Consider the following 26484-nt stretch of genomic DNA (forward strand, 5'->3'; position numbering starts at 1 on the left):
CCTTCACCGCGCTCGGTTCCAAGGGTGGTCCGGGTCTAGGGGCTGGCCGTTGGCGTCACAGCCGGCGCTCACCTTCTTGCCCATGTCCGCCTGAGTCTTGCGCGAGTGGCATTCGTGACACAGGGGAACCAAGTTGTCCGGGTCGTTGTTGCGCGGGTCGTTGTCGTGGTGGTCGAGGTCCGTCGCCACCGTCAGGCGGCCACGCTTCCAGCAGTCTCGGCATAGCGGCTCGCGTTCCAGGACAGCAGCACGGAGACGACGCCACGCAGCACCGTTCAGGCTCAGGGTTCGGCCAGTCTCGGCTTGGCGCTGCTTCAACGTCTTCATGCTGCGGCCTTGCACATCAGTTGCATGAACCTGTGCTGGTTGCGCTCATCAATCACCGCAACGATGTTGAGCACGCGCCCGTCGTCGAGCAGGACACGGCAGGACACATCCACACCAGCGAGGTAGCGCACACGCACGCGAATGGTTGCCTCGGCCTGTACCGACATGGCAGCGATGAACTCCCGGCCTTGTAGCGGCTCCACGCTGGCCCAGGTCGAGGTCACGAGGCCCCAGCCTTCAACCACACCGCCCCAGGCATCGCGGGTGGTCTCGGGGCGTTGGATCGTGATCCGCGTATCCAGTTGAGCCGCGTACATCACATCACCCGCGAGTAAGGGCGCAGCAGTGCGGTAGCGGCCTTGCGGTAGCTCTCGCGCTTGACGGGATCGCCGTCATAGTCCGCTTGCACCAGCAGGAAGATGCCTTGCAATGCGTCCTCGGGAATGTCCATTTCCACCGCAGGCCCTGGCACATCGGGGAGCCGTTCGTCATCCATCCATGCGAGGGCTTCGCGGGTGGCGGAACCGAGAAGGCGAGTCAGCAGCGCGTCGTCGTCGTCGTGCGTCAGGCGCAGGAAGGCTTTCAGATCGGTAAGTGTCGGCGTCGTCATGCGGCCCCCTTCGGTGCTTGCATCGGCTGGTACTTGCGCTCCAGCGGCGGCAGGTTCTCCAGGCGGCGGACTTCATTGACTTCCATCCATCCGTTCTGAATTGCGGACTGGTAGAAGCTCGCGCGGGTGGTCGAGTCGCCACGCAACAAACCTTCCACGCCATGCTCAACGAAGTAGGTGCGGCGTCCGGCCTCAGTGAGTAGCTGCCGATGAATCGCTTGCTCCCAGGCCACGAGGTGACGACGCAGGCACAGGGTCACGAATTGCCGCGCCAGCTCTACGCTGTTGCTGTAGTTCGCGCTCTCCATGCTTTGAATGATGACGGGCGGGACTCGGAACAGCCGCGCGACTTCGATTACGGAGAACTTGCGCGCTTCGATCCATTCGGCATCTTCGAGGGTCATCGAGAGTGGCGAGAAGCTCATGCCGTCATCGAGCACCGCAGTGCCGCCGGCCTTATGCGCTCGCCATGCCTCTGCAACAGCTTGGCGCTGTGCTGAGTTCAGCCGGCCCGGACTTTGCAGCACGCCCAGCAATCGAGAGCCGTTCTCGAACGTCTGTACGCCATGCCGTGCTTCTGCATCTGCGAGTTCGAGCACGCCCTTTGCCCTGGCAATCGGAGACACGCCGACCACGCCATCATCAGCGCGGTGCCGTAAATGGAACATTTCGTCCATCGTCAGGCGTTGCACCTTGCCGGCGCTGTCCGTCACTTCAAAGCCGATGCGCCCGTTCTCCAGTTCGAGCACGCGGACACGATCAGGATGCAGCGGGATCAGTTGTCGAACTTGGCCGTCGCCACCGCGCACGATCCGCGCGTAAGCGTTGCCGCGCAGCAGCATGTGTGCCGTCATCTGCTCCCGGAATTCGAGAGCGGATTGCCGTTCGTTGGGCTGGTCGTGGAGAACACGATAGAGCGCGTGGTCAGGGGCTTTTTCCCGGCCTGTGTCCGTCTTGCGATAGACGGCAAGGGGTAGGCTTCCAATCGTCTCGGAAATGGCCGATACGCACGCATACACGGCACTGATGCCCTCTGCGGTCGCAGGGCTCACGGTGCCAGTGCGCAGGGCTTCAAAGTTCGCCCAATACTGGTCATAGGTGTCGGCGCGGCGTTCATAGCCGAGCGCCGACATGGCGCGTTCGATCAGCTTCATCGGCATGTCTCCAGGAAAAGGAATTGCGGGTCATCCCAGAAACTGCGCTTCGTCGCCTCTTCCATGCTCCGAAGTGCCACCGACGTATCACGATAGGCAGGGTTGGCCGTGATCGTGATTTCGGTCATATCCAGGTCGGTAAGCTCTCGAATCGTCGGATTGCCCACCGTCCATTTCTCGCCACCGTCGCGCACGCGGAAGGCGAAGGAACAGCCCGATACATCACCACGTTGCACGAGGGCTGCGAGGTCTTGCGCGTAGGAGGTCGGCGGGAGATCCAGCTCGAATGAAAGTCCTTCGCTGGTTTCCTGCAATCGCAGGGTGCCGCTACCGACGCGGCCTAGAACGTGGTCGTCGTTGTGGTTGTAGAGCGCGCGGACGTGTTCGGCGTTTTGCAGCGCATGACGGAAAGCCCCAGGCTTGATGACTTCCACGAAGCCGCCCAGGTCTTGACTCGGTTTGTCGAACACGGCCGCAAGCCCCACGAGCCGCCCACTAGCAGCGGCTCGCAGGCTCAGGCCGGCTCGAACTTCGATACCGGCCTTCATGGTTACAGCGCCAGATCGTCAGCGACGACGAAGGCTTTCGGATGCCGCACCGCCGTGTCCACCGTGGCCATCGCGCGGACCTTGACGCCCCCGCGTGCGTAGGCCGTCGAATCGAACGGATTCACGAGGATGTCGACTTCCGACCAGATACCCAGCATCACCTGCGACCAGTCGCCCAGGATCACGCGGCCCGTTGCCGGTGCGCCGGCTTTCTCGGGAACTTGGTTCGTGCTGTAGAGCGGGAGGTCAGCCATCCGGCCACCTTCCAGCAGATAGCCCGCGATGCCGGCCGATTTCAGGGTGGTGGCCAACTTGGTCTTGGCCTTCGGGTGCGTCAGCCACGAGGCCACAGGCGCGTTTTCCAGTTCGGCCTTCTGCAACATCACGTTGATGTTCGCCCACGAGAGCGTTGCGAGGTTCGCGGTCTGGATGCCGACCGTCGAGAGCACGCCGACCGGCTCATTCGCGCCACCGCCCAGGATCAGCGCCGAGTCGATTGCCTTGGCCAGCGCGAAGGCGAGGTCATCACGAATCAGTTGCTCGATGTCCGGGGAACTCTGCTGAATCAGTTGGCGGGACATCTCGGTGATGCCGCCGGCGTGCTTCGGCGCGAGGGTCACAGGATCGAAGCCCATGTCGGAGTCGCCCAGGTTGCCGTTCTCGGCTACCCAGCCCACCGACAGGCCGGTACCGTGCTTGGGCATGGTGACGTTGCCGCGCAGGCCCGAGAGCACGCGCACACCCAGGCGACGCGCCATCAGTGCGTTGCGCAAGGGGTTGATGTACTGGTCGCCGCGGTGATCGGTCGGCACGAGGTCATTGCCGGTGGTGGTGGTGTTCACCCGGCGCTCGAATGCGGACATGGGCACGAAGATGCCTTGTGCCTTGCGGCCGGTGCGGCGCTCGGTCTCGGCTGCGTATTCGGCTTCAGCGCCGGAGAGCGCGCGACCTTCGAGGCCGGCTTGCAGAATGTTCAGGATCGACACGCGGCCTTCCAGGTCGGCGGCGCTGCGGTGCTCTGCGCTGTGCGATGCGCCCACGCTGCGACGTTCCTGTTCTTCCAAAAAGGCGGCGCGGGCTTCTTGCGCTTCGAGGTCTTGAATCTGCGTCTTCAGGCCGTCGAACTTGGCTTGTTCGTCGCCGGACAGGTTGCGCTTCTCGCCTTCAGCTTTGGCGAGGATGCCGCGCATATCGGCAACGAGGCCGGCGCGGCGTTCTTTGATTTCGTGGGTACGCATTTGGCGTGGTTCCTCATGAGGATAGGTGTATGGCCATACAGGCATCCGCATGGTAGCACATCACATGCAACAGAGTTGCAATAGCGCAAGCGAATATGTTAGGGCGAAAAAAAGCCCCGTCGTGCGGGGCTGTCCTTCATGCTTGCCGATGCCTGCGAATCACTCCGGCCAAATGTAGCGGTATCGGCTCGCCGCCTTGCCGGCCCCTTTCTTGACCAGTTCGAGCACGTCGTCAGCCACGAGCGCATACAGCACCTTGCTCGCGTCCGTGAAATGAAGCCCGATCAATTCGCCCGCCTGTCTAGCCGATATGAAAAACGGGCCTTCTCCGGCGTTCGCCTGCAATTGCTTGCAGATTCGGCACAGCAATAGTGCCTTGTCGCCATAGCCCAGGCTCACGAGGCTTTCGGGCGCTTTTTCCGTCATGTCGATTTCTCCGAGAATCCGATTCAGTACCGATCCGTAGGGCGTATGTACGGCATCCCATCCGCGTTGAAAGTCGCCCCACGATTCCGTAAATTCAGCCGTGCCGATGTTCGGCAGTGCGAGCCGATGCCATTCGGCCACAATGCCGCGCAAGTCCGCTTTGGTGGCGTCCGGCATCAGTCCTTTCAGGTGCCGCGCTAGATCGAACAGCCGCCGATTTCGCTCGCCGATGTTGTCGGGCAGGTGCCGGGTGATCGCTTCACCTACAGAAGAGCCAGAAGAACCAGAGGATGACTGCTGAGTCATCTGTGTCTTCTGTAGGTAGATGCCCAGATCAGACAAAGAGCATTCACCCGGCGCGGTGTCGAGGACATGAACCAATTGCGGCGTGGCCTTTCGGTGGTAGAACCCTGGCAGGCGCATAACGCGGCTTCGATCAGAGCAAGCGGGGTCGGCGTCGAACCTGCCGATCAACTGCTTTAGTGCCGGCTCGCACTGGTCGAGCGCGCAGTCAGTTACGCGCCAATAAGCATGGAATCGGCCGGGGCTGCTTTCAACCGTGATATGCGGGGCTGTAGCGGCTTTCTGTACCGGCTCCAATGGGCTGCCATCCAGATCCACAAACAAGGCCCGTATGCGCGTGATATGGGCCTTGCTGCGGCCTTTAAGGTCGGTCTGATTGACGGTGACGAAGATTCCCGCGCCGCGCTCATTCAGCGTGGCGAGTTCGTCCGCGTGGCGTTCCAGACTCCCATGCAAAACCCGGATCAGCCTCTTGCTTTTCTCGGGTCCGTCATCGAAGGTCTGGAACGTCCAGGCGTCCGAATCCTCGTCAAGCGCAGTCAGAAACGACTGAGCATGATTCAGATTCGGTGCCATTCAGCCCCCCACGCGGCCAGTCAGCCAGTACCGCAGGACGCGCACGCCTTTGGGATTGTGCCGTGTAGGCACGCGCTCCCATTCGGAGTGAATGACGCATCCATCGGCGCGCAGCTCGGCAATCGTCGAGTTCAGACAATGATCGCCGTGGCGTTCAGCCTCGAACCGATTGAGGCCGTGCGGATTGCGAAGCGCAAATCTGATGGCGTCCTTTTTGGTACAATGGCGACTAGTGGTTTCGCTTCTGGGCTGCGCTTCGGCGTGGCCCATTTCTTTTGTGCGGCCGGCATCCTCGCCGGGATTGGCGATGTAATTGGTCTTCATGGCAGCACCTCACGCTGAACGGCGCGAAAGTTGCGCGCCTTGTTCCATCTGGCGTCGCCAGTCGGCGGCGGCTTCGATGCTGATGAGGGTACGACGGCCCACCTTCATGATGCGCGGCGCGGTGCCACGCTTAACCAGCTCGTAGAAGGTCGGTTTGGTGATGTTGTGTCGTTCGCAGAATTGGACGACAGAGAGGGCGAGGGGATCGCCTACAGCGGCTGAACCGCAGGACGCGGCAGCGGGCGGGGTGCTACGGGGTTTGCGGGTTCGGTGTGGTGGTTCTGAGTCGGGGTCGCCGTCGCCATCGCCGTCGCCGTCGTCGGAATCCGCCTGAGCCGGTGAATCGGTCGAGGATTCGCAGGATTCGCCGCTGTCGGCGGTGTCGGTCGTCTTTGCCTTCAGGGCTTCACGGCTCATTGCGTGCGCCTTCTTCGCGTTCTCGATCTTGCGCGATTCGTGCTTGTTTTGCTCGAAAACGGGTTTCAGGCTGGAAGTCAGCGCGCGGGCTGCGCCGATGTTTTCGCTGTTCAGCAAATTGGACTCATTGACCATTGACTGGCACAAGTGAATCAGCTTTCCGACTTCACGAGTCGCCTGTCTGCTCATGTGCCGCGCATATTGGTAATGGAACGGTTTCATTTTTGCGTTTCTCCTATCGAATTGAATCGCGTCTTCCTTTAATTGACGCTGGCGTACTTATAAAGTCTCCGCCGATCATTGGCAAGTGGCCCGGACGAATCCGGGCTGTCGGTCATACAACTTGAACGGCATCCATCATGTGCCGCGTCCTGTCGTGCCGCAGGTGCCCGTAGTGCTTGTCAATCATCTCGGTGGACGTGCCTGCCAATTTGGCGACAATGAAGGCATCCATGCCGCCTGCCACGAATTCCGATATGGCGGCATGGCGCAGGGAATACAGAACCACGTCGTCGGGCAGGTGCGCGGCGGACACTGCTTTCTTGAAAACCTTCTTCCAGCCGTCTTTTCCCCATCGCTCGCCGGACTCACGGCACAGCAGCGGGGCCTTTCCGATCCGCCCGCGCGACTGCTCGGAGAAGAACGCAACGGCCGCGCTCGAAAGCGTGACTGTTCGCCGGCCGGTCTTGCCGTCGAGGGTAAGCGTTCCCTGCTGTTGATCGAAGTCGCACACGGACGCGCCCGACAGTTCCCCAGGCCGTGCCGCAGTCAGCAATAGCCCCTTGCACAGTGCCGCCAGATCGGGCGGACAGGCTTTCATCAGATCGGTGCGCTGTTGCAGCGTCAGGAAGCGTTCACGGCGGCGGCTCACGTCCTTGAAGCGCAATACCGTCTTCCATCCGGCATCCATTGCCACCAGTCGATCACGCAGCGCCATGTTCAGCGCGGCCTTGAGGCTGTCGAGACTGCGATTCGCGGACGCCTTCGCGCGGCGCAACAGCTCGTCGTCGTCCTCGTCCTCGTCAATCTGATCGTTCAGCCATTCGCGCGTGTCCTTGGTCGTCAGCTTGGACAGGCGGACGCGCTCGATTGCCTTGCCATACACCAGCCGCGTGAACCGGCCTTCGGCGTCCTTGGCGCTGGTGGCGCTCTTGTGCAGTCGCAGGTGTGCAACGTACTGGCGGCAGGCGTCGCCGACGGTGGCTTCGAAGTTGTCCACTCCCTGCTCGGACTGCGAGGCCCATTGCTCGGCAGCGCGGCGCGCGTCGTCGTAGCGGTCGAAGTGGCCCAGGGCTTGATATTTCTGCTTGCCGTCATCTTCGCGGCGGCGTGCGATCCACGTTCCCGCCCCATCGGCGGCGGTGCGGTAGCCCAGATACACGCCCTGGCGCAGTCGCGTCCAGTAGGGTTCGCGGCGGTGCGGTAGCCCCTTGCGGTCGCTCACTTTCTCGATTTGCGTTGTCATGCGTTTGCCCTCGTACGGAATCCGTACGGAAAACTATAACAGACTTCGGCTTACTGCAACGTACCTACTATCTGTTAAATCAAGGCTTTGCAGACTTCGGCTTACCGCTATTTACCGTTTTCCCCGCGTTCGGGACGCAGGGGCCGGAGGTTCGAATCCTCTTTCCCCGACCAAGTATTCCCGAAAAGCGCCCAAGTGATTCAGTCACTTGGGCGCTTTTTTTCTTGCGGTCATTCTTGTGGTTTCGGCTGCCCCAGTTATCGACTCGCGCCAGGCGTCGGACAGACAGCTTGGCCTGGCCCGCGCGCGCAGACGTCGGGCGGCGCCGACCGTTCGTACTCCGTTTTCGGCCGGTCGGGCGCTCATGCACACACCGCTTCACGCTCGGGCTTTATCATTCCATAAAGCCTTCATAGATGCGTTCATGTCTTCACGCCCCAATCCCGCCTTTGCCAGGCTCGCTGTGGCACTTGCCTGTGCGCTCGTACCGGGCGCGTCGGCGCTCGCAGTCGAAGCGGCGGTCGTCCGCCTGCTCCCGCTTTCGCTCGAAGAGCTGATCAATACGCCGGTGGTCACCGCCTCGCGGCGAAGCGAGGCGCGCGATCACACGCCGGCGCACATCATGGTGATCACGCGCGCGCAGATTCGCGAGCGCCGCTACCGCAACCTTGCCGACCTGCTCGAAGACTTGCCTGGCGTGGACTTCATGCGCGGCACCAAGTCGTCGACCTTCAACAACTTCAGCGTGCAGGGCTACAACAGCAATAACAAGCTGCTGATCATGCTCGATGGTGTGCGCATCGATCATCCTGCCGGCGGCAAGATCCCCGTGGCGGAGAATTTCGCCCTCTACCAGGCACGTCAGGTGGAGGTCCTGTACGGGCCTGCGGCGGCGCTCTACGGTGCGGACGCAGTGGCAGGTGTGATCAACATCATCACGGACCGTCCGGCAGACGCCTCGGCAAGCTGGGTGTCGGTGGGCGCAGGGCGCTTCGACAGCAAGGAGGCGAGTTTCCTTGCCTCGGCACGGGCCGGCGACCAGCTTGCGCTGACGGTAGGGGGGCATCGCCAGTCCAGCGACAGGGCGCCGCTCGACAAGTACTACCCCGCGGAGTTCGCGCGCAAGGATGCCAGGGCGTTCGGTGGGGCGCTGGTCACCCCGGCTGCAGAGCGCGAGGGCTACGCGGGCGATATTTCGAGTCACAGTGTGTTCGCACGGGTCGATGTCGGCGACACGCTCTCGGTGGGCCATTACCGCAATTTCTTCCGTCAACTCACCAGTACGGGGGACCGGCCCGATACTGCGCTCTTCCTCCGCGATGCGCGCTGGGATACCCTGAGCGAGACGACGCATGCCCGCTTGCGCTTTCAGCCTGCGCCCGACATCCGGGCCGAAATGTTGATCGACCATTCGGAGCAGGAGATCGATCCGCGCTCGAAGTACGTCAATATCTACACCGGCTTCATGGACAAGGGCTACGTGTATGCGCGTTCGCGCCGTACCGGCATCGAGCAGACAATCGATTGGCAGGTTTCCGAGCGCCATGGTGTCCAGGCCGGAGTCGGCTACAACGATTATCGTGCGCTTATGACGCCAGACCTGCCGCGTCCCTACGACCGCGGCCGGGGAGCTGAGGAGCAGGGGCTGGTCTACCCGAATACCGATCTGCGCATCCGCATCGGTGAAGCGCGCTACCACAACGCTCACGGTTACGCCCAGATCCAGTCTGACTGGAACGACGCCTGGACGACGATGGTCGGTGTGCGCTACGACGATCATTCCGCTTACGGCAGCAGCGTGAATCCTCGCCTGGGCGTGGTGTGGCGGGCCAATGAGCGTCACATCTTCAAGGCGCTGGCTGGCGAGGCATTCCGGGCGCCGTCGCCCGAGGAGTCGCTCGGTACCTTCGGCTCATTTACGGGCGCCCGGGATGCAGAGGGGCGCTATATTGGTGTTGGTTTCCGCGTACCCAATGACAGCATCGAGCCCGAAGTTGCGCGCACGTACAGCGTGACCTGGGACTGGCGCGTGCGTCCCGATCTCAACCTGGTCACCAACGTCTATCACAGCCGCATCCGCAACCTCGTGGTGACGCAGAAGCAGGCCGTGCCGACGCAGTTCATCGATGGTGCAGTGCTGAGCGACACGACCGTCAAAGGCAATGCTGGAGAGGAGGTGCTTCACGGCATCGACTGGATCGCACACTGGCGCTTCGGCCTCGGCGCTGACTGGGACGGCGAGCTCTGGGGCAGCTTCAGCTGGGTGGATGGCCACATCCGCGAGACCGATGGCGGGCCGCGACGCGAGCTGAGCTATGTTGCCCCGCGCAAGGTCAAGCTCGGAGCGACTTTCCGCCATCGCGACCGGTTGACGATCACGCCGCGCCTGCGCTGGGTCGATGACACCAGCACCGGTCGCAACAACCCGCTGCGCGAGGGCGATCGCATCAGGACCGACGGCTATGTGGTCGCCAGCCTGCATGTCGGATGGCATCAACTGCTCGACGGTCGGGCCAGTCTCTGGCTCGACGTGGACAACGTGTTCGATCGCCGCTATGGCGCAGCCCATGGTTCGGCCAGTACGACCTTCGTGAGCATGCCGCAGCCGCCCCGGTCCTGGATGGCCACGCTCGAGTACCGCTTCTAGGGTGCGTAAGCAGATGCCTTTCCGGGTTCGTGCCGTGCTGCTTGCAGCGCTGCTGTCGTGCGTGACGGCTGCATTGCCTGCGCGCGCGCAGACGCCTGCGGCTGCGCCCGAACAAGCGCTCAAGGCCGTGCTGTTCTACAAGCTGCCGCTGTTCACCTACCGTGCGCCGGGGGTGAGGCACGATACGGTGCTGCTGTGCCATCTCGGCCGCAGTCCGCTCGAGCAAACGCTGGTCAGCCTGGCCGAGGCGCCGGTCGAGGGGCTGGCGAGTCAGCTAAGACTGCTGCGCTCGACGCATGAGGCGAGGGACTGCAACTTCGTCTTCATCGCCCGCTCCGAAGCCGATCGCGTGGCAGCAGTGCTCGCCGAACTGAACCGCCCTGGACTGGTCACGGTGTCCGACATCCCGGGCTTCGCGCGCTCGGGCGGTATGGTGGAGTTGGGCGTGCGCGAGCGGCGCGAGGGACTGTCCATCATCATCAACCGGGTTGCCTCACGCAAGGCTGGGGTGGAGTTCATGGCACAGCTGCTGCGCCTGGCGGAGGTCATCGATGAGTGAGCACCTGCCTGGCTGGCAGCGCCTGGCGCTGGCCTGGCTGCCGCAGACGCTGCGCGGGCGCCTGCTGGTGCTGGGCTCGCTGTCGTTGATCCTCGCTGCCAGCCTCGTGCTCGTGCTGATGAGCCTGCAGCAGCAGCGCTTGCTGCGCAGCGAGTGGGCCGCTTCGCTGTCGGCGCAGGCCGAACTGATCGCCACCAACACCGTGGCGGCCGTCTCCTTCGGCGACGCCGTCGAGGCCGAGCGCCTGTTGTCCGCGCTGGCCAACAGCCGCTTCGTGTTCGAGGCGCGTGTCGTGCTTGCGGATGGCCGTAACTTCGCGCGCTATGCCGATGACACGCACGAGTATCCCGCCGACGACTTCGTGCCGGCCTTGCGTCCCACCCCAGCGGGGCATGTCTTTCACGACCGGGTGATTGCCGCCTGGGCGCCGATTCTCGAAGGCCAGCGTGTCGTGGCACGGGTCGAGCTGCTGGGCTCGTTGAAGCAGATCGAGGCCTTGTCCGCGCGCGCCCTGCGCGATTCGCTGGCGGTGTTGCTGCTGGTCCTCGCCGTCTCGGTGACACTGACCTGGCGGGTCCTGCATCGCCTGCTCGTGCCGGTGGCGGAGCTCGGGGCGCTGATGCGGCGGCTGGCAGCCGACACCCGGCTGAGCGAGCGCGTACGCCCGGACGGCGGTACCGAGATTGCCGACCTTGGGCGTGGCTTCAATACGTTGATCGATACCATCCAGGCGCGCGATGCCGAACTCGAGCAGTACCGTGGCAATCTCGAGCGCCTGGTCGACGCACGGACGCGAGCGCTCGAGCGCGCAATCGCAGATGCGCGCGAGGCCAATCGCAGCAAGTCGGCCTTCCTTGCGCGCATGAGCCATGAGATCCGTACGCCGATGAACGCCATCGTCGGCCTCGGGCGCTTGCTGCAGCGCAGTCCCTTGTCGCGCCCGCAGCGCGATCAGATCGACAAATTGCTCGCGTCCTCGCAAAGCTTGCTCGGTGTCATCGACGATGTGCTCGACTATTCGCGCATCGAGGCCGGCAAGCTCACCCTGGAGCGGATCCCCTTCGACCTCGGCGAGGTGTGCCAGCGCGCCCTTGGGGTCGTTGCCCTGCGGGCGGAGGAGAAGGGCGTCGAACTCATCCACCGCGTTGGCGCCGACGTTCCACGCCGGGTCATCGGCGACCCCTTGCGCCTTGGGCAGGTCCTGATCAATCTGCTCGGCAACGCCATCAAGTTCACTGCCGAAGGTGAGGTCGTGCTCGAGGTCGGGCTCGTGGCACAGGAAGGCGGGCCTCCCTTGATCCGCTTCGTGGTTCGCGACACCGGCATCGGCATCGATCCCGAGCAACGCGAGCGCCTGTTCGACCCCTTCTCGCAGGTCGACGACTCGATGACACGCCGTTTTGGTGGCACCGGTCTGGGCCTGTCGATCTGTGTCCAGCTGGTACGGATGATGGAGGGCACGATAGCGCTCGACAGCGAACCCGGCCAGGGGGCTGCGTTCAGTGTCGAGCTGCCCCTTGCCGCGGTGGCGGGTGCGAGCGGGCACGGGCGTGCCAACCAGCCTTTCGGGCGTGCCCTCGTGATCGATGACAATGCCACCGCCGCCGCTGTACTCGTCGAACTGCTGCAGCGCAACGGTATCGAGGCCGAGGCTTGTGTGGAAGGCGAGGCCGGCCTGGCGCTGTTGCAGAGCGCGGCCACGGGGCCGCGCGCGTTCGATCTCATCGTCGCCGACTGGCAGATGCCGGGCATGGACGGGTTGCAGCTGGCCGAGCGTATGCAGGCGCTCGCGCTTCCCGGGGCGCGCCCGGCCTTCGTGCTTGCGATCACCCTGGGCACCTACGAGGCGGTCGCTCCGCGGCTGATCAAGTGTGGCGTTGATGCCGTCCTGGTCAAGCCCGCGACCGCGGAGGGCCTGCTGGATGCACTTGCCGAGGCCGCGCAACCGCGTGCGGTGGGCAGTGCCCGGCGCGAGGCCGGCGTGCTGCACGAGGTGGCAGCCCTCGAGGCGGTGCGCGGTGCGCGTATCCTGGTGGTCGATGACCTACCGCTCAACCGCGAGGTGGCACGCGAGTTCCTTTCCATCGCCGGACTCGAGGTCGAAGAGGCCGCAAACGGCCGCGAAGCGCTTGACCGGTTGGCGCGCGAAGGCATCGATCTGGTCCTGATGGACATCCAGATGCCCGTGCTCGATGGCCTGGAGACGACCCGGCTGATCCGCAGCGATGCACGCTTGCGCGCGCTGCCGGTCATCGCCATGACCGCGCATGCCATGAGCGGCAGTCGCGAGCAGAGTCTCGGTGCGGGCATGAATGACCATCTCACCAAGCCGATCGACCCTGATGCCCTCTATGCCGTATTGCTCAAGTGGGTGACCCCGCGCAGCCCGGCTCCGGGCCTTGTCCCTGCGCTCCAGCAGCCGACGAGCGAGACGCCGCTGCCCGCGCTCGATGGTGTCGACACCGTGCGCGGACTGGCCAACCATATGGGACGGATGGGGCTGTACCGCAGGATCCTCGAGGGCTTCAGGCTCCAGTTCGGCGATGCCGCATCGAGTCTGGCCGACGCGGTCGAGCGCCAGGATCTCGAGCAGGCCCGCCGGTTTGCGCATTCGCTCAAGTCGGCAGCGGCGACGATCGGCGCCTCGCAGGTGTCCATGCACGCGCGCGAGCTCGAGCAACAGCTACAGCGCGGACAGTGGCCGGGCGAGGCGGCACGGGCCGCGCTGCAGGCGGCGCTGGATACCGTACTGCGTGGGCTGGCCCGCCTGCAGGCAGACGCCGGGGCGCATGTCCAGCCGCCGGCTGCACCGCCGACGCTGCAGCACCTGCTTGCGACTGCCGCCCGGCTCGATGAACGTCTGGCGCGGCACGATGCTGCAGCCGAGACCCTGGTCGGCGAGCTGGCCGACGCATTGCGCGGTAGCGCGTACGAAGCACGCCTGGCAGACCTGCGCGAACTCGTCGAGGATGTCGAGTACGAGCGTGCACGTGCGCTGCTCGATGCGCTTCGTCCCGAATTCGAACGGATACCATCATGACCACCGAATTCACCGTCCTCATCGTCGATGACGAGAAGCACAACCGCAACCTGCTGACCGAGCTCCTGGGCGAGGACTATCGGCTGATCCTCGCCAAGAACGGCGAGCAAGCCCTGGAGCGCGCGCGTGCCCACCTGCCCGATCTGATCCTGCTCGACGTCCTGATGCCGGGCATGGACGGTTATGCGGTCCTGCGCCAGCTCAAGCACGACGATGCCACGCGTGACATTCCGGTCATCTTCATAACCGCACTGGACTCGACCATCGATGAGGAGAAAGGACTGGAGCTGGGCGCCGTGGACTACATCGCCAAGCCCTTCCATCCACCGATCGTGCGCGTTCGCGTGCGCAACCACCTGCAATCAGTGCATCAGCGCCGTCTGCTCGAGCAACTGGCCATGCTCGACAGCCTCACCGGCATTCCGAACCGCCGTCGCTTCAACGAGGTGTTCGAGCTCGAGTGGCGGCGCTGCCTGCGTGCGCAAGAGCCGATCTCGCTGGTCGTCATCGACATCGACCACTTCAAGCGCTTCAATGACGACTTCGGTCACACCGAGGGCGACGAGGTGCTGCGCCGTATTGCGCTGACGCTGCAGCGTGCCCTGCGCCGGCCGGCGGATTTCGTCTGTCGCTATGGTGGCGAGGAGTTCGTCATCCTGCTGCCGGGGATTGCCATGGAAGGCGCGCAGGCACTTGCCGAGTCGGCGCGCTGCGACGTCGAGGCGCAGCATGTGCCGGCACCGGGCGGGCTGCAACTCCCGCTTACGGTCAGCATGGGCGGCGCCACCACGCTGCCCGGGCGGATCGAACCGGACCATGGCTTGTTCGCTGCAGCCGACGCCGCGCTCTACGAAGCCAAGCGTGCCGGCCGCAACCGGGTCGTGTGGTCGGCGCCCGTGGTCGCGGGCGGGGCAGCAGATAGGCCGACGGATGCCGATACGGCCTGACGAGGCTTCAACCAAACCCTATATCGAGGACGGACATGCAATTGAACGACACTGGCCTGCTGCGTGCGCAGGCATATATCGATGGCCAATGGCTGGCCGCCGACGACGGCGGCAGCTTCGACGTCACCAATCCCGCTGATGGCAGTCGCGTCGGCAGCGTGCCTGACATGGGTGCGGCCGAAACCCGTCGCGCCATTGCTGCTGCCGATGCGGCGCTCCCGGCCTGGCGCGCGCGTACGGCGAAGGAACGCGCTGCCATCCTGCGGCGCTGGTACGAGCTCATACTCGCCAATCAGGAAGACCTTGCCGTGCTCATGAGCACCGAGCAGGGCAAGCCGCTGGCCGAGGCGCGCGGCGAAGTCGTCTACGGTGCCTCGTTCATCGAGTGGTTTGCCGAGGAAGGCAAGCGCATCTATGGCGACGTGATTCCATCCCATGGTGCCGACAAGCGCATTGTCGTCGTCAAGCAGGCGATCGGCGTGGTGGCGGCGATCACGCCGTGGAACTTCCCGATCGCGATGATCACGCGCAAGGCCGGCCCTGCCCTTGCCGCCGGCTGCACGATGGTGATCAAGCCGGCCGAAGATACCCCGCTGTGCGCGCTCGCGCTCGCCGTGCTGGCCGAGCGTGCCGGTCTGCCAGCGGGGGTGCTCAACATCGTTACCACCAACCGTGCGCCCGAGGTCGGCGGCGAACTCACAGCCAACCCGGTGGTGCGCAAGCTATCCTTCACGGGCTCGACCGCGGTCGGCAAGCTGCTGATGCGCCAGTGCGCGGGCACGGTTAAGAAGGTGGCGCTGGAACTGGGGGGCAACGCGCCCTTCATCGTCTTCGACGATGCCGACCTCGACGCCGCCGTAGCGGGGGCCATGGCGTCCAAGTACCGCAACGCGGGCCAGACCTGCGTGTGCGCCAACCGCCTGCTGGTGCAGGACGGCATCTACGACGCCTTTGCCGCCAAGCTCGCCGAGGCGGTAGCCAGGCTCAAGGTCGGCCCGGGCCTGTCTGGCGAGGTGCAGCAAGGGCCGCTGATCAATGCCGATGCCGTCGCCAAGGTGGAGGAACTGCTCGCGGACGCCGTAGACAAGGGCGCGCAGGTGCTGTGCGGTGGCAAGCGCCACGCCCTGGGTGGCAACTTCTACGAGCCCACCATCGTCACTGGCGTGACCGCACAGATGCGCGTCGCGCGCGAGGAGATCTTCGGCCCGGTGGCGCCGCTGTTCCGCTTCCATAGTGAGGAGGAGGCCGTGCGCATGGCCAACGACACCGAGTTCGGCCTTGCCGCCTATTTCTACGCCCGCGACATCGCGCGCGTGTGGCGGGTGGCCGAGGCGCTCGAGTACGGCATCGTCGGCATCAACGAAGGCATCATCTCGACCGAGGTTGCGCCCTTCGGCGGCGTCAAGGAATCCGGCATCGGCCGCGAAGGCTCGCGCTACGGCATCGACGACTTCGTCGAGATCAAGTACCTGTGCATGGGCGGCATTCGCTGAACGCCGCCGGGCTCAGCCTGCGGGGGCCTCCACCAGGCTGAGCAGCCGATGCACCGCGCGGTGCGTCGGTACGGCCGCGCCCTGGCGTGCGGCCAGTTCGATCAGCACGCCGGTGATCGCGTCGAGTTCGGTCGGCCTGCCGGCGAGCACATCCTGCAGCATGCTCGCGCGGTTGGTGGCGGTGGCCTGTGCGACTGCCCGCACTCGTGCGTGAGCTGCAGCTTCGTCCAGCGCCAGGCCTTCGGCGCACAACACCGGCCAGGCCTCGGCAACCAACGCATCGAGCCAGAGCCGGTAAGGGGCTTCGAGCAGCTCGCCGTTGCGTACCCGGAACAAGGCGGCAAGCGGGTTGATGGCGAGGTTGACGAGCAGCTTGGCCAGCCGTGCGGGGACGATGTCGTCCTCGACGCGAGCGTCCAGCCCCGCCCGCGCCAGCATGGACGCCAGCTCCTCGAAGCCGGGCGGCACCAGCACCTCGCCGTCGCCTGATGGCGTCACCCCGCTCGCGTCGCGAAACGCCCCCGTTGTGGTGATGCCCTGCGCGACCCGCGGCAGCGGGCAGTGAGCCTGCAGCACCGGCTCGACCAGTCCGTTCTGCAAGGACAGCACCCCCAGGGGCTGCATGCGCGCAGCGCTGCGTGCAGCTGCGGCCGTGTCCCCGGTCTTGACCAGCACGATCACCCAGTCAGCCTGCGGCGCCTCTTCAGGCGCCCACGCCTCGGGCTGGAAGAGCGTATCGCCTACGCGCACCCCCTGGCGCAGTCTGGCGGCTGCAGCGCGGTCGCGTGCGACCACTGCCACGCGCAGCGTGCGCGCAATGCGTGCCGCAAAGCTGAGCCCGAGCGCGCCGGCTCCGATGATGGCAACGGGATAGCGGGCAGGGTAAGAGGTGGTTTGCGAGCTGGGAGAGGCGGCAGCGGCGATCAAGGGCTGGAACGTCGTCATCGAGGACTGGCATCAGGGCGTGGAGTGGGGGGTGTGTGCAGTCGTAAGAGACCGTATGCATGCGAATGCGATTTTATCCGCAGCCGCGCATTTCTGTTCCGAAGTTTCGTTTCGGATCAAGGGGGTACATCGTTTCTGTGGAGCATCTGGAACAGAGGGGGCGAACACCTATGACCTGAAACCCCTTGTCTGGCGCGACTTGTCGCGGCATGGCACAGCGATTGCACTTGCCCGCACCAGGCCGGTGCCTTGCCCCGGCCCTGCAGTGCAAACGACAAGATCACCACTCTCGAGGAGGAAACAATGGATAACACGACGACGCGCAAGGGCCTGCGTGCCACCGGAGGCAAGCGCCTGAGCCTGCTGACCGGGGCCTTGCTGGCGCTTGGCATGGGGCCGGCCCATGCGGTGAGTTTTTCGCAGGGCGATGCCACGCTCGACATCAACGGCACCATCAACGGCTTCTACTCGCACCGCAGCGCAGAGTCGGGCGGGGTCAAGACCACCAACTCGGCGCTCACCAACGGCCTGCTGCCGGGCTGGATCAACTTCGTGTTCACCACCAAGGTCGACGGGCTCGACATCAAGGCCCATGTCGGCTTCGCGCCGGGCATCAACGACAAGTCCGACGTCGTCGGCCTGCCGAGCGATCCGGGGTGTGGCGGGGCTACGGGCTGCGACAGCCCCTTCACCCAGATCGACACCCGCAACCTGTACTTCCAGTTCGGCAATGCCGAGTGGGGCACGATCAAGTTCGGCCGCGACATCGGACTGTTCGGGCAGAAGATCATCCTCTCCGACATGACCTTGCTCGGCCTCGGCGGCAACAGCTACGCCTCGACGCCGTTCAACACCACCTTCGGCATGATCGGCCACGGCTACATGTACACCGGCTTCCAGCCGCAGATCACCTACACCACGCCGACCAAGGGCGGGTTGTCGGCCTCGTTCGGGATCTTCGATCCCAACAAGTTCGCCGGCAGCGAGACCAAGGACCCTGGCTTCCAGGCCATGGCGAACTATGACTGGGAGGCGGGCACGGCGAAGGGCTCGGTCTGGCTGGGTGCAGTCCACCAGCGCACCAGCGGCACCGGCAGCTTCAACGCCAGCGGCTTCGAACTGGGGGCGAAGGTCGGCATTGGCGCCTTCGAGGCCGTGGCCTACGGCTTCGATGCCAGCGGCCTGGGCTTGTCGACGGTCGGCGCAATGTACTTCTCGCCGTTTGCCAAGACCGATGGCAAGGGCTACTTCCTGCAGGGCACCTACACCGTCGGCAAGACCAAGTTCGGCCTCAACTTCGGCGAGAACCGCGACCGTGGCGGACTGCTTGCCGACACCAACAAGTTCCGCTCGGCCACCGTGGGTGTCTACCACAGCCTGAACAAGTACATCACGCTCGTGGGCGAATACAACCAGGAGAAAGGCGAGGGCAGCGACATCTTCCCGGGCGACCTGAAGACGCGGACGATCTCGCTGGGTGGCATCCTGTTCTTCTGAGCGCTGTATCGGACTGCTCCATAAATTGCCCGCATTTATGGAGCATTTGGAGCAGTCCGGGCAGTTTTAGTTGTACATCATGAACACATAAAAACCTAAAAGACCGCTCAAGCTGCTGATTTTATGGGTGTTAAATAGCTGGCACGAGGCCTGCTTAGGACCCCTCGAGGCAACCCGCCCGCACACGTTCAAGATTGAGGAGACCGTACCATGCTGTATGCACTGCCCGGCCAAGCCGACGCCAAGGTTCAATTCAAGTCCCGTTACGACAATTTCATCGGCGGCAAGTGGGTGGCCCCGGTCAAGGGACAGTATTTCGACGTGGTTACCCCGGTCACCGGTCAGAAGTACACCCAGGCGGCCCGCTCCACCGCCGAGGACATCGAGCTCGCCCTCGACGCCGCGCACGCCGCCTTCCCGAAGTGGGGCAAGACCGACGCCACCACCCGCTCCAACATCCTGCTCAAGATCGCCGACCGCCTCGAGGCCAACCTCGAACTGCTCGCCTACGCCGAGACCGTCGATAACGGCAAGCCGATCCGCGAGACGCTCAACGCCGACATCCCGCTCGCGGTTGACCACTTCCGCTACTTCGCAGGCTGCCTGCGTTCGCAGGAAGGCGGTATCTCGGAGATCGACGAGAACACCATGGCCTACCACATCCACGAGCCGCTGGGCGTGGTCGGCCAGATCATCCCGTGGAACTTCCCCATCCTGATGGCGGCGTGGAAGCTGGCGCCGGCGCTGGGTGCGGGCAACTGCGTGGTGCTCAAGCCGGCCGAATCGACCCCGATCTCGATCCTGGTGCTGATGGAGCTGATCGCCGACCTGCTGCCGCCGGGCGTGCTCAACATCGTCAATGGCTACGGCCGCGAGGCCGGCATGCCGCTCGCCACCAGCAAGCGCATCGCCAAGATCGCCTTCACCGGCTCGACCTCCACCGGCCGCGTGATCGCCCAGGCCGCCGCCAACAACCTGATCCCGGCCACGCTCGAGTTGGGCGGCAAGTCGCCCAATGTCTTCTTCGCCGACGTCATGGACAAGGACGACGCCTTCCTCGACAAGGCGATCGAGGGCCTGGTGCTGTTCGCCTTCAACCAGGGCGAGGTGTGCACCTGCCCGAGCCGCGCGCTGATCCAGGAGTCGATCTACGACCGCTTCATGGAGCGTGCGCTCAAGCGTGTCGCCGCCATCAAGCAGGGCAGCCCGCTCGATACCGACACCATGATGGGCGCGCAGGCTTCTGCCGAGCAGATGAGCAAGATCCAGTCGTACCTGCAGCTTGGCAAGGAAGAAGGCGCCCAGGTGCTGATCGGCGGCGAGCGCGCTCAACTCGGTGGCGACCTGGCCGACGGCTACTACATCCAGCCCACGCTGTTCAAGGGCCACAACAAGATGCGCATCTTCCAGGAAGAGATCTTCGGGCCGGTGCTCGCGGTGACCACCTTCAAGGACGAGGCCGAGGCGCTCGAGATCGCCAACGATACCCTGTATGGCCTGGGCGCTGGCGTGTGGAGCCGTAACGGCAACGTGGCCTATCGCATGGGGCGGGCCATCCAGGCCGGTCGCGTGTGGACCAACTGCTACCACGCCTACCCGGCGCACGCGGCCTTCGGCGGCTACAAGGAGTCGGGCATCGGCCGCGAGACGCACAAGGTCATGCTCGACCACTACCAGCAGACCAAGAACCTGCTGGTGAGCTACAGCGAGAACAAGCTCGGCTTCTTCTGATCTGCTCCGTGTTTCTCCCTCTGCCCGTTCTTTGCGGGTGACTTGCCGGGGGCGGGTGACCGCCCCCGTTTTTTTTCATGCCGGAGGCACACGACATGGTCGAACGCGTCATTGCCACCCCTGCGACGCTCGAGTTGATCGAGCGGCTCAAGGCCGAGTATGGCCCGGAACTGATGTTCCACCAGTCCGGCGGTTGCTGCGACAACAGCGCTGCCAACTGCTATCTGCCCACGGACCTCACCATCGGGCCCTACGATGTCCATCTGGGGGACATCGGCGGTGTGCCCTTCTACATCAGCGCCTCGCAATACGAATACTGGAAGCACACGCAGTTGATCATCGACGTGGTCGACGGCCATGGCGGCACGTTCTCACTCGAGGGCAACACTGGCAAGGCTTTCCATACCCGATCGAGACTGTTTACCGACGAGGAGTTTGCCGAAGTCCAGGCGGAGGACCGCAGGCTCGGGCGCTAGGAGCAGCCCGCCGTACGGGCAGTGAGCCGCCTGCAGGTATTTTTCTTGCTTTAGTCCTTCTCTGAAGCGGGGTGCGCCAAGGTGGCACAATCCGGCTCGAATGATCATCGTCGGGGTCCGCAAGCGCGTCTGCTACAGGCGCCGTAGACACCCGGCGACAGGGGAGACGAAAAGATGGGTCAGATGCATGTGCGTGCGGCACAAGGGGGCGAGCTCGAGTCCTTGCGGCGGCGTTACCTGGAGCGTGGCGATCTGCCCGAGGGCGGGCTTTCGGCCTCGGTATTGCGTTCCTGGGAGCGCTGCCAGCGCCTCGGGCTGGAGATCGGCGAGCGCGGCCGGCCAGCCAATACCACGCGCGCCGACCTGATGCTTGCCCGCGAGCGCAATCTGACGCTGCTCAACCATGCCGGCGGCGTCATGGAGCACCTCTACGAGCAGATCCGCGCCTCGGGCAGCATGGTGCTGCTTGCCGACGCCAGCGGGCTGATCCTGCACGGTATCGGCGACCCGTCCTTCGTCGACCGCGCCAGCCGTGTGGCCCTGCAGCCGGGCGCGAGCTGGAGTGAATGCCAGCGCGGCACCAACGCCATCGGCGCCACCCTGATCGAGCGCGCACCGGTGGAGGTCTTCGGTGCCGAGCACTACCTCGAGTGCAACGGCGTACTGACCTGCAGTGCGGCGCCCATCTTCGACTCCAAGGGCGTCTTGCTGGGGGCGCTCGACATCTCCGGCGACCACCGCAAGCCTCAGCCACATACCTTGGGTCTGGCTCGCATGGGGGTGAGGCTGGTCGAACGCCGCATGTTCGAGAGCGAACATGCACGTCATGCCCTTTTTGCCTTCCACAACCGTCCCGAGGGCGTGGGTGGACTACAGGAGGGCTTGCTCGCAGTGGATGCGGATGGCGAGATCGTGGCGGCAGATCGGCAGGCGCGCATGCTGCTCGGGATAGAGGATCGCCGTATCGGACGTCTGGGGGCGTTCGGCAACCTCTTCCGCAGCGGCTTCGGCACGGTCATCAGCCGTGCGGGTCGCGACCCGGCTGCGCTGATGGAGCTCGAGTTGCGTGATGGAGCGCGCATGTTCGCGCGGGTTCGGGTCAGTCCCGCCTGGAGCGCGAACGCCCATGCCGCGTCGAGCGCTCGCGCCCGCGTCGCGCAGGGCCAGGATCCATCGCGTTCGGCACGTCAGCGCATCACGCTCGAGACCCTGGCCACGGGCGATGCGGGGCTTCAGTTCACCCTCGACCGTTGCGCCAAGGTGATCGGGCGCAAGATCCCGGTGTTGATCCAGGGCGAGTCGGGTTCGGGCAAGGAGTTGCTTGCCCGTGCCTGTCACAACAGCGGACCGCGTGCGGACGGCCCCTTCGTCGCGGTGAACTGCGCGGCGATTCCCGAGCACCTGATCGAATCCGAACTCTTCGGCTATGTCGGCGGCGCCTTTACCGGCGCGCGCAAGGAGGGCGCCATCGGCCGTATCCAGCAGGCCGATGGCGGCACGCTCTTCCTCGACGAGATCGGCGACATGCCGCTGGCCATGCAGGCACGGTTGCTGCGTGTGCTGCAGGAGCGCTGCGTGCAGCCGGTGGGCGGCAGCGAACCGGTGGCGGTCGACATCGCGCTACTGTGCGCAACGCACCGCAACCTGGGTGATCTGGCCAGAGCGGGGCAGTTCCGCGAGGATCTGTACTACCGCGTCAATGGCCTGACAGCAATGCTGCCGCCGCTGCGTGAGCGCACCGACCTGCACCAGATCGTGCGCCGCCTGATCGATGGCAGCAGCAATCACCCCGAACCGCGCGCCATTACGGTCGACGCTTCAGCCATGCGTCTGCTCGAAGCGTATGCCTGGCCAGGCAACATCCGTCAGCTGCAGAACGTACTCGAGGTCGCGCTCGCGTTGCTCGATGCCCATGAGGAGCGCATTCTGCCCGAGCACCTGCCCGAGGAAGTGCAGGGGGCATCGCCGGTCACGCGTGTTGCAGCCGCAGCCCCCGCAAGCGCGTCGGCGATGTCCCCGGCCACTTTGCCGCTGCGCGGCCGCCGCCCCAAGGACATCGATGACGCCATGATCCGCGAAGCGCTTGAGCGTTTCGAGGGCAACCTGTCGGCTGCGGCGCGTCACCTCGGGGTTGCGCGCAATACCTTGTACCGGCGCATGGGCTGCGATTATTGACGCGCTCCGATTGGGCTCCCTGCTTCGCGAGGCTCAATCGGATGACGTGTTGTCGGCCGTGTCCGGCCGCCCGAGCGCAGCTGTCAGCCTTGCCCGGTGGGCTGCACGGTGCAGGCGGATGTCGAGCGCGATCTTGCCGGCGACGAGTATCAGCAGGACCGGTGCGATCGAGCCGCCACCCGACAGGATCACCACGAACATGCCGGCGATCATCGCTACATGCAGTACCACGATGCGCTTGTAGGGATCCCACATGATCTCCGCGAGCTTGCGGCCTGCGTCCTCATTGCGCACGAAGTGGTGGGTGACGAGCGAGAAGCCGTGGCTGATGAAGAAGCCGATCGTCGCCACCACCATGCCCATCTGCTCATGCGCGATCCACTTCAGGATCCCGAACAGGTGCTGGAAGACCACGAAGGGGCCGGGCCACTCCACCGGGCCGACGTAGGGCTCGATCACGTCGCCCGGCATTCCGGCCATGGTGGCGATGCCCATCAGCACCATGCCGTGCCCGGCGCAGAAAAAGCCGTAGTGGAAGATGAAGAACAGGCCTGGCTCGAAGAAGGCGCGCACGCCACCCGCCCGCACCATGCGTACCAGCGTGTAGACGCCGAGCACCAGGTTCTCCAGCCAGTAAACGAGCAATAGGGTCTGCGCCTCCCAGCCGAGGAAGAGCACGCCGAACACTGGCACCAGGTTGGCCGCCACCAGGGCCTGGATGGGCGCGCGATCGGCCCGGGACAGCACGTCAGCCGGTGCGGCCTTGGCATCCAGCGCGAGAGCAGGCAGTGCGGAGGAAGTTGGCTGGGCGGCAGCATCCGCAGCGCATGCCCCTGCGCTGGTGATCGGCCGGGGGCAGTCGAGCGCACCGCAGACAACGGCGAGCAGTTCTGCTTCGCCCGGGGTGATGCGGGCGTCGTGGCGTGCGCTGGCGTCGAGCGCCTCCACCAGCCGGCGGCGATAGCCCGGCGCCGTATCGGCCAGGGCATCGAGCGCCTGGTCGAGCGCATCCATGCGGATCTGCGCGATCGGCAGCGGCCCGGTCAGGCCGTCCGCGGGAGCGAGGGCCGCGCCGCGGGCGAAGGCTGCGCGTGCGGCCTCGGGTTCGCGCTGTCCGGCATGAGCGAGCACCGACAGCAGCAGGGTGCAGTGTGCCCCGAGCGCCTGCGGTGACACCCGCAGCGGTTGCGGCGTGCGTGGCAGCAGGGCGTCACGCAGCAGGCGCAGCATCAGGAACGCGGACAGGCTGCCGCGGCCGCCGGCGCCCACCACGGCATTGGCCTGGCCGAGCAGGCGTTCGCGCGCGCTGCGCGGGAGTTCGCGCAGGCTGCCGAGGGCGAGCTCCATCAGCGCCAGACGCTGGCCTGCTGGCGGCAGCGATCCGGTGGCGTCGGCGGCCGCGGTGGCGCGTGTCGGCTCGCTGTGGCTCGCCAACGCGGCGATCTGCAGGGTGCGGCGCTTCGGGTCGCGGGAGAACAGCAAGGCGAGTGCGACTGCAGCTGCGCCGTCGGGGCTGGCAACGCTGTGGCGCAACGCGCCGGGCAGGGCGTCGAGCGTGTGCTGTGCAGCCTCCAGGGCTGCTGCCGGTGGTGACGCGAAGGCGAGCGGGACGAGCTCGAGTGTTGCCCTTGGGCTCGCGCTCATCGCCGGGGCAGGGGGGGCGGACGGCAAGGCGATCGACGCGCTGGCCGGCGCCGCGGGCTCGACCAGGCCGGCAGGTGCGAGGGTATCCATCTCCCTGGCGGCCGTCGCGGGTGTCGTCGCAGCGACTGTGTCGGCAAGGTCCGGGGCCGCCACGCGGCCGCCGCTAAGACGCCGGATGCGCTCGGCCAGCGGCGGGTGGGTGGCGAGCAGGCCGCCCGCGCTGCGCAGGGCGCTGGCGCTGCTGCGGCCGTCGAACAGCATGTGGCTCACCGCCTCGCCCTGGCCATGCGCCAGGCCGCTGGCCTGCTGCGCCACCTTGTGCAGGGCGCCCAGCAGGCCTTGCGGGTTGCGTGTGAATTGCACCGCCGAGGCATCGGCCAGGAATTCACGCTGGCGAGACACTGCGGCACGCACCAGGCGGCCGGCAAGCCCGGTGAGATAGCCGGCCACCACCAGCACCAGGCCGAGCACGACGAGGCCGTTCTTGTCCTTGCCCGAGCTACGTCCGCCGCCGCTGCGCAGTAGCACGCGCCCGGCACCGGCGAGCATGAAGAGCCCGTGCAGTACCCCCACGAGGCGCATGTTGAGTCGCATGTCGCCATTGAGGATGTGGCTGAACTCGTGGGCGATCACGCCCTGAAGCTCGTCGCGGGTGAGGCGGTCGAGTGCGCCGCGTGTGACCGCCACCACTGCCGCGCGCGGATGGTCGCCGGCGGCAAAGGCGTTGATCGCGGTCTCGTCCTCCAGCACATACACCGGTGGCGCCGGAATACCGGCAGCAATCGCCATCTCGTCGGCGAGGTTGATCAGCCGGCGCTCGGCCGCATCCGTGGTATTGCGTGCCACCAGCCGCCCACCCAGCGTGCGTGCCACCGCCTCGCCGCCGCCAGCGGCCAGCGCGGCGACCTTCCAGGCCGAGCCCCCGCCGATGACGCCCCCTACCGCCAGCGCGACGATCAGGAACAGGCCGGGCTGCCACAGGGCGATCTCCTCGCCGTACTCGCCTGCGGTCATCGGCAGCAGCGCGAGATAGACCAGCACGATGCACGCGGCCAGCGCGCAGCCAAAGCCGAGCAGCAGCCAGCGCCCGGCGCGGCGTGCGCGGTCCTGTTCGGCGAAGAAGTCCATTGCCCCGCCGGGCTCAGCGGTTGCCGAAGCTTACCCGCGGCGCCTGGCGCGCCTCGGCGTTCTCCAGCTGCCAGAGTTCGGCGGCCGTGAAGTTGAAGCTGTTGGCAACGATGCTGTCGGGGAACTGCTCGCGTCGCGTGTTGTAGGTCATGACCGCATCGTTGTAGGCCTGGCGGGCGAAGGCGATGCGGTTCTCGGTGCTGGCCAGCTCTTCCTGCAGCTGCGCCATGTTCTGGTTGGCCTTGAGGTCGGGATAAGCCTCGGCGAGGGCAAAGAAGCGGGTGAGCATCCCGCCCAGTGCGGCTTCGGCGCTCGCCAGCTCGCCGACCGCGCCGGCACCCAGTGCGCCAGCGTCAGCGCCCGAGGTGCCCGCTGCGCGCTGGGCGGCGGAGTGGGCGCGGTTGCGCGCCGCGATCACCGCCTCCAGCGTCTCGCGCTCGTGCGCCATATAGCCCTTGGCGGTCTCGACCAGGTTGGGGATCAGGTCGTAGCGCCGCTGCAGCTGCACGTCGATCTGCGAGAAGGCGTTCCTGACCCGGTTGCGCAGCGCCACCAGGCCGTTGTAGATGACGATGCCGTAGCCGATGACACCGGCCACCAGCGCGAGGATGATCCATTCCATGAGCTTGCCCTCCTTGAGCCGGTATCCTGCCAGAATTCCGGCCGTGACTGCGTGCGGGTGCTCACGTTCCCAAGGCACATCGCCTTCAACCGCTCGCGGCTGGCGCCGCTCCTAAGGCAAACCCAACGCGCATCTCCCCGCTGTAGGAGCGGCGCGAGCCGCGAGGGGTTGAAGGCGACGTGGGTAGGTGGG

Annotated in this window: 22 protein-coding genes; 9 read left to right on the plus strand and 13 right to left on the minus strand. The window is 65.4% G+C overall.

Going from position 1 to position 26484, the window contains the following annotated elements; genetic code table 11:
- Nucleotides 1–3: 3 nt before the first annotated feature.
- From LQF09_RS06475 to LQF09_RS06520, 10 genes are all read right to left on the minus strand, one after another.
- A complete protein-coding gene (locus tag LQF09_RS06475; RefSeq protein ID WP_270069485.1) occupies nt 4–327 on the minus strand; it encodes an HNH endonuclease signature motif containing protein in 324 nt (107 codons plus the stop codon).
- A complete protein-coding gene (locus tag LQF09_RS06480; protein ID WP_270069486.1) occupies nt 324–644 on the minus strand; it encodes a phage head closure protein in 321 nt (106 codons plus the stop codon). Before LQF09_RS06480 ends, LQF09_RS06475 begins: the two co-directional genes overlap by 4 nt.
- On the minus strand, nt 644–937 hold the full coding sequence (locus LQF09_RS06485) for a head-tail connector protein (protein ID WP_270069487.1): 294 nt from the start codon (nt 935–937) through the stop codon (nt 644–646). The genes LQF09_RS06480 and LQF09_RS06485 overlap by 1 nt, the downstream gene beginning before the upstream one ends.
- The gene (locus tag LQF09_RS06490; RefSeq protein WP_270069488.1) at nt 934–2091 is read right to left on the minus strand and encodes a phage portal protein; all 1158 of its coding nucleotides are present in this window, start codon (nt 2089–2091) and stop codon (nt 934–936) included. The genes LQF09_RS06485 and LQF09_RS06490 overlap by 4 nt, the downstream gene beginning before the upstream one ends.
- Nucleotides 2088–2639, minus strand: coding sequence for an HK97 family phage prohead protease (locus LQF09_RS06495; RefSeq protein ID WP_270069489.1), 552 nt, complete (start codon nt 2637–2639; stop codon nt 2088–2090). The genes LQF09_RS06490 and LQF09_RS06495 overlap by 4 nt, the downstream gene beginning before the upstream one ends.
- A 2-nt stretch (nt 2640–2641) precedes the next feature.
- Nucleotides 2642–3877, minus strand: a complete 1236-nt coding sequence (locus LQF09_RS06500; RefSeq protein WP_270069490.1) for a phage major capsid protein — start codon at nt 3875–3877, stop codon at nt 2642–2644.
- 159 nt (nt 3878–4036) lie between these two features.
- Nucleotides 4037–5182, minus strand: coding sequence for a DNA-primase RepB domain-containing protein (locus LQF09_RS06505; RefSeq protein ID WP_270069491.1), 1146 nt, complete (start codon nt 5180–5182; stop codon nt 4037–4039).
- On the minus strand, nt 5183–5506 hold the full coding sequence (locus LQF09_RS06510) for a hypothetical protein (protein WP_270069492.1): 324 nt from the start codon (nt 5504–5506) through the stop codon (nt 5183–5185). It lies immediately after the preceding gene.
- Nucleotides 5507–5515: 9 nt separating this feature from the next.
- Nucleotides 5516–6145, minus strand: a complete 630-nt coding sequence (locus LQF09_RS06515) for a hypothetical protein (protein WP_270069493.1) — start codon at nt 6143–6145, stop codon at nt 5516–5518.
- Between the two features lie 112 nt (nt 6146–6257).
- Complete coding sequence (locus LQF09_RS06520; protein WP_270069494.1) at nt 6258–7388, minus strand: tyrosine-type recombinase/integrase; 1131 nt, start codon at nt 7386–7388, stop codon at nt 6258–6260.
- Nucleotides 7389–7812: 424 nt separating this feature from the next.
- On the opposite strand from LQF09_RS06520, the gene LQF09_RS06525 reads away from it, so the two are divergent.
- Genes LQF09_RS06525 through gabD form a run of 5 tightly spaced genes read left to right on the plus strand, consistent with a single transcriptional unit; the run spans nt 7813 to nt 16074 of the window.
- Nucleotides 7813–10035: a TonB-dependent receptor plug domain-containing protein gene (locus LQF09_RS06525; protein WP_270069495.1), complete on the plus strand. Its 2223-nt coding sequence runs from the start codon at nt 7813–7815 to the stop codon at nt 10033–10035.
- 13 nt (nt 10036–10048) lie between these two features.
- Nucleotides 10049–10594: a YfiR family protein gene (locus LQF09_RS06530; RefSeq protein WP_270069496.1), complete on the plus strand. Its 546-nt coding sequence runs from the start codon at nt 10049–10051 to the stop codon at nt 10592–10594.
- Nucleotides 10587–13634 carry a hybrid sensor histidine kinase/response regulator gene (locus tag LQF09_RS06535; protein WP_270069497.1) on the plus strand — a complete coding sequence of 1016 codons (3048 nt, stop codon included), beginning with the start codon at nt 10587–10589 and terminating at the stop codon, nt 13632–13634. The genes LQF09_RS06530 and LQF09_RS06535 overlap by 8 nt, the downstream gene beginning before the upstream one ends.
- Nucleotides 13631–14581, plus strand: coding sequence for a diguanylate cyclase (locus tag LQF09_RS06540; RefSeq protein ID WP_002945144.1), 951 nt, complete (start codon nt 13631–13633; stop codon nt 14579–14581). The genes LQF09_RS06535 and LQF09_RS06540 overlap by 4 nt, the downstream gene beginning before the upstream one ends.
- A gap of 35 nt (nt 14582–14616) precedes the next feature.
- Nucleotides 14617–16074 (plus strand): NADP-dependent succinate-semialdehyde dehydrogenase, encoded by a 1458-nt coding sequence (gene gabD / locus LQF09_RS06545; RefSeq protein ID WP_002927539.1) that lies wholly within the window; start codon nt 14617–14619, stop codon nt 16072–16074.
- Between the two features lie 12 nt (nt 16075–16086).
- On the opposite strand, the gene LQF09_RS06550 is transcribed toward gabD, so the two are convergent.
- Nucleotides 16087–17019, minus strand: a complete 933-nt coding sequence (locus LQF09_RS06550) for a ketopantoate reductase family protein (RefSeq protein WP_270069498.1) — start codon at nt 17017–17019, stop codon at nt 16087–16089.
- A gap of 303 nt (nt 17020–17322) precedes the next feature.
- On the opposite strand from LQF09_RS06550, the gene LQF09_RS06555 reads away from it, so the two are divergent.
- The 4 genes from LQF09_RS06555 (at nt 17323) to LQF09_RS06570 (ending at nt 22898) form a co-directional block, all read left to right on the plus strand.
- Entirely contained in the window at nt 17323–18516 is a 1194-nt protein-coding gene (locus LQF09_RS06555) for a porin (RefSeq protein ID WP_002927529.1), read from the plus strand.
- Nucleotides 18517–18726: 210 nt separating this feature from the next.
- Nucleotides 18727–20247, plus strand: a complete 1521-nt coding sequence (gene adh, locus LQF09_RS06560) for an aldehyde dehydrogenase (protein WP_270069499.1) — start codon at nt 18727–18729, stop codon at nt 20245–20247.
- 95 nt (nt 20248–20342) lie between these two features.
- Complete coding sequence (locus LQF09_RS06565) at nt 20343–20723, plus strand: DUF779 domain-containing protein (RefSeq protein WP_002927521.1); 381 nt, start codon at nt 20343–20345, stop codon at nt 20721–20723.
- 174 nt (nt 20724–20897) lie between these two features.
- On the plus strand, nt 20898–22898 hold the full coding sequence (locus LQF09_RS06570) for a sigma-54-dependent Fis family transcriptional regulator (RefSeq protein ID WP_270069500.1): 2001 nt from the start codon (nt 20898–20900) through the stop codon (nt 22896–22898).
- Between the two features lie 33 nt (nt 22899–22931).
- On the opposite strand, the gene LQF09_RS06575 is transcribed toward LQF09_RS06570, so the two are convergent.
- Together LQF09_RS06575 and LQF09_RS06580 are read right to left on the minus strand one after the other, a co-directional pair.
- Nucleotides 22932–25670, minus strand: coding sequence for a DUF6498-containing protein (locus LQF09_RS06575; protein WP_270069501.1), 2739 nt, complete (start codon nt 25668–25670; stop codon nt 22932–22934).
- 13 nt (nt 25671–25683) lie between these two features.
- Complete coding sequence (locus tag LQF09_RS06580; RefSeq protein WP_004248585.1) at nt 25684–26292, minus strand: LemA family protein; 609 nt, start codon at nt 26290–26292, stop codon at nt 25684–25686.
- Nucleotides 26293–26484 lie beyond the last annotated feature (192 nt).

Origin of the sequence: Thauera sp. WB-2 (genome assembly GCF_027594845.1) — a bacterium.
In the GTDB taxonomy this organism is placed as follows: Bacteria; Pseudomonadota; Gammaproteobacteria; order Burkholderiales; family Rhodocyclaceae; genus Thauera; species Thauera mechernichensis.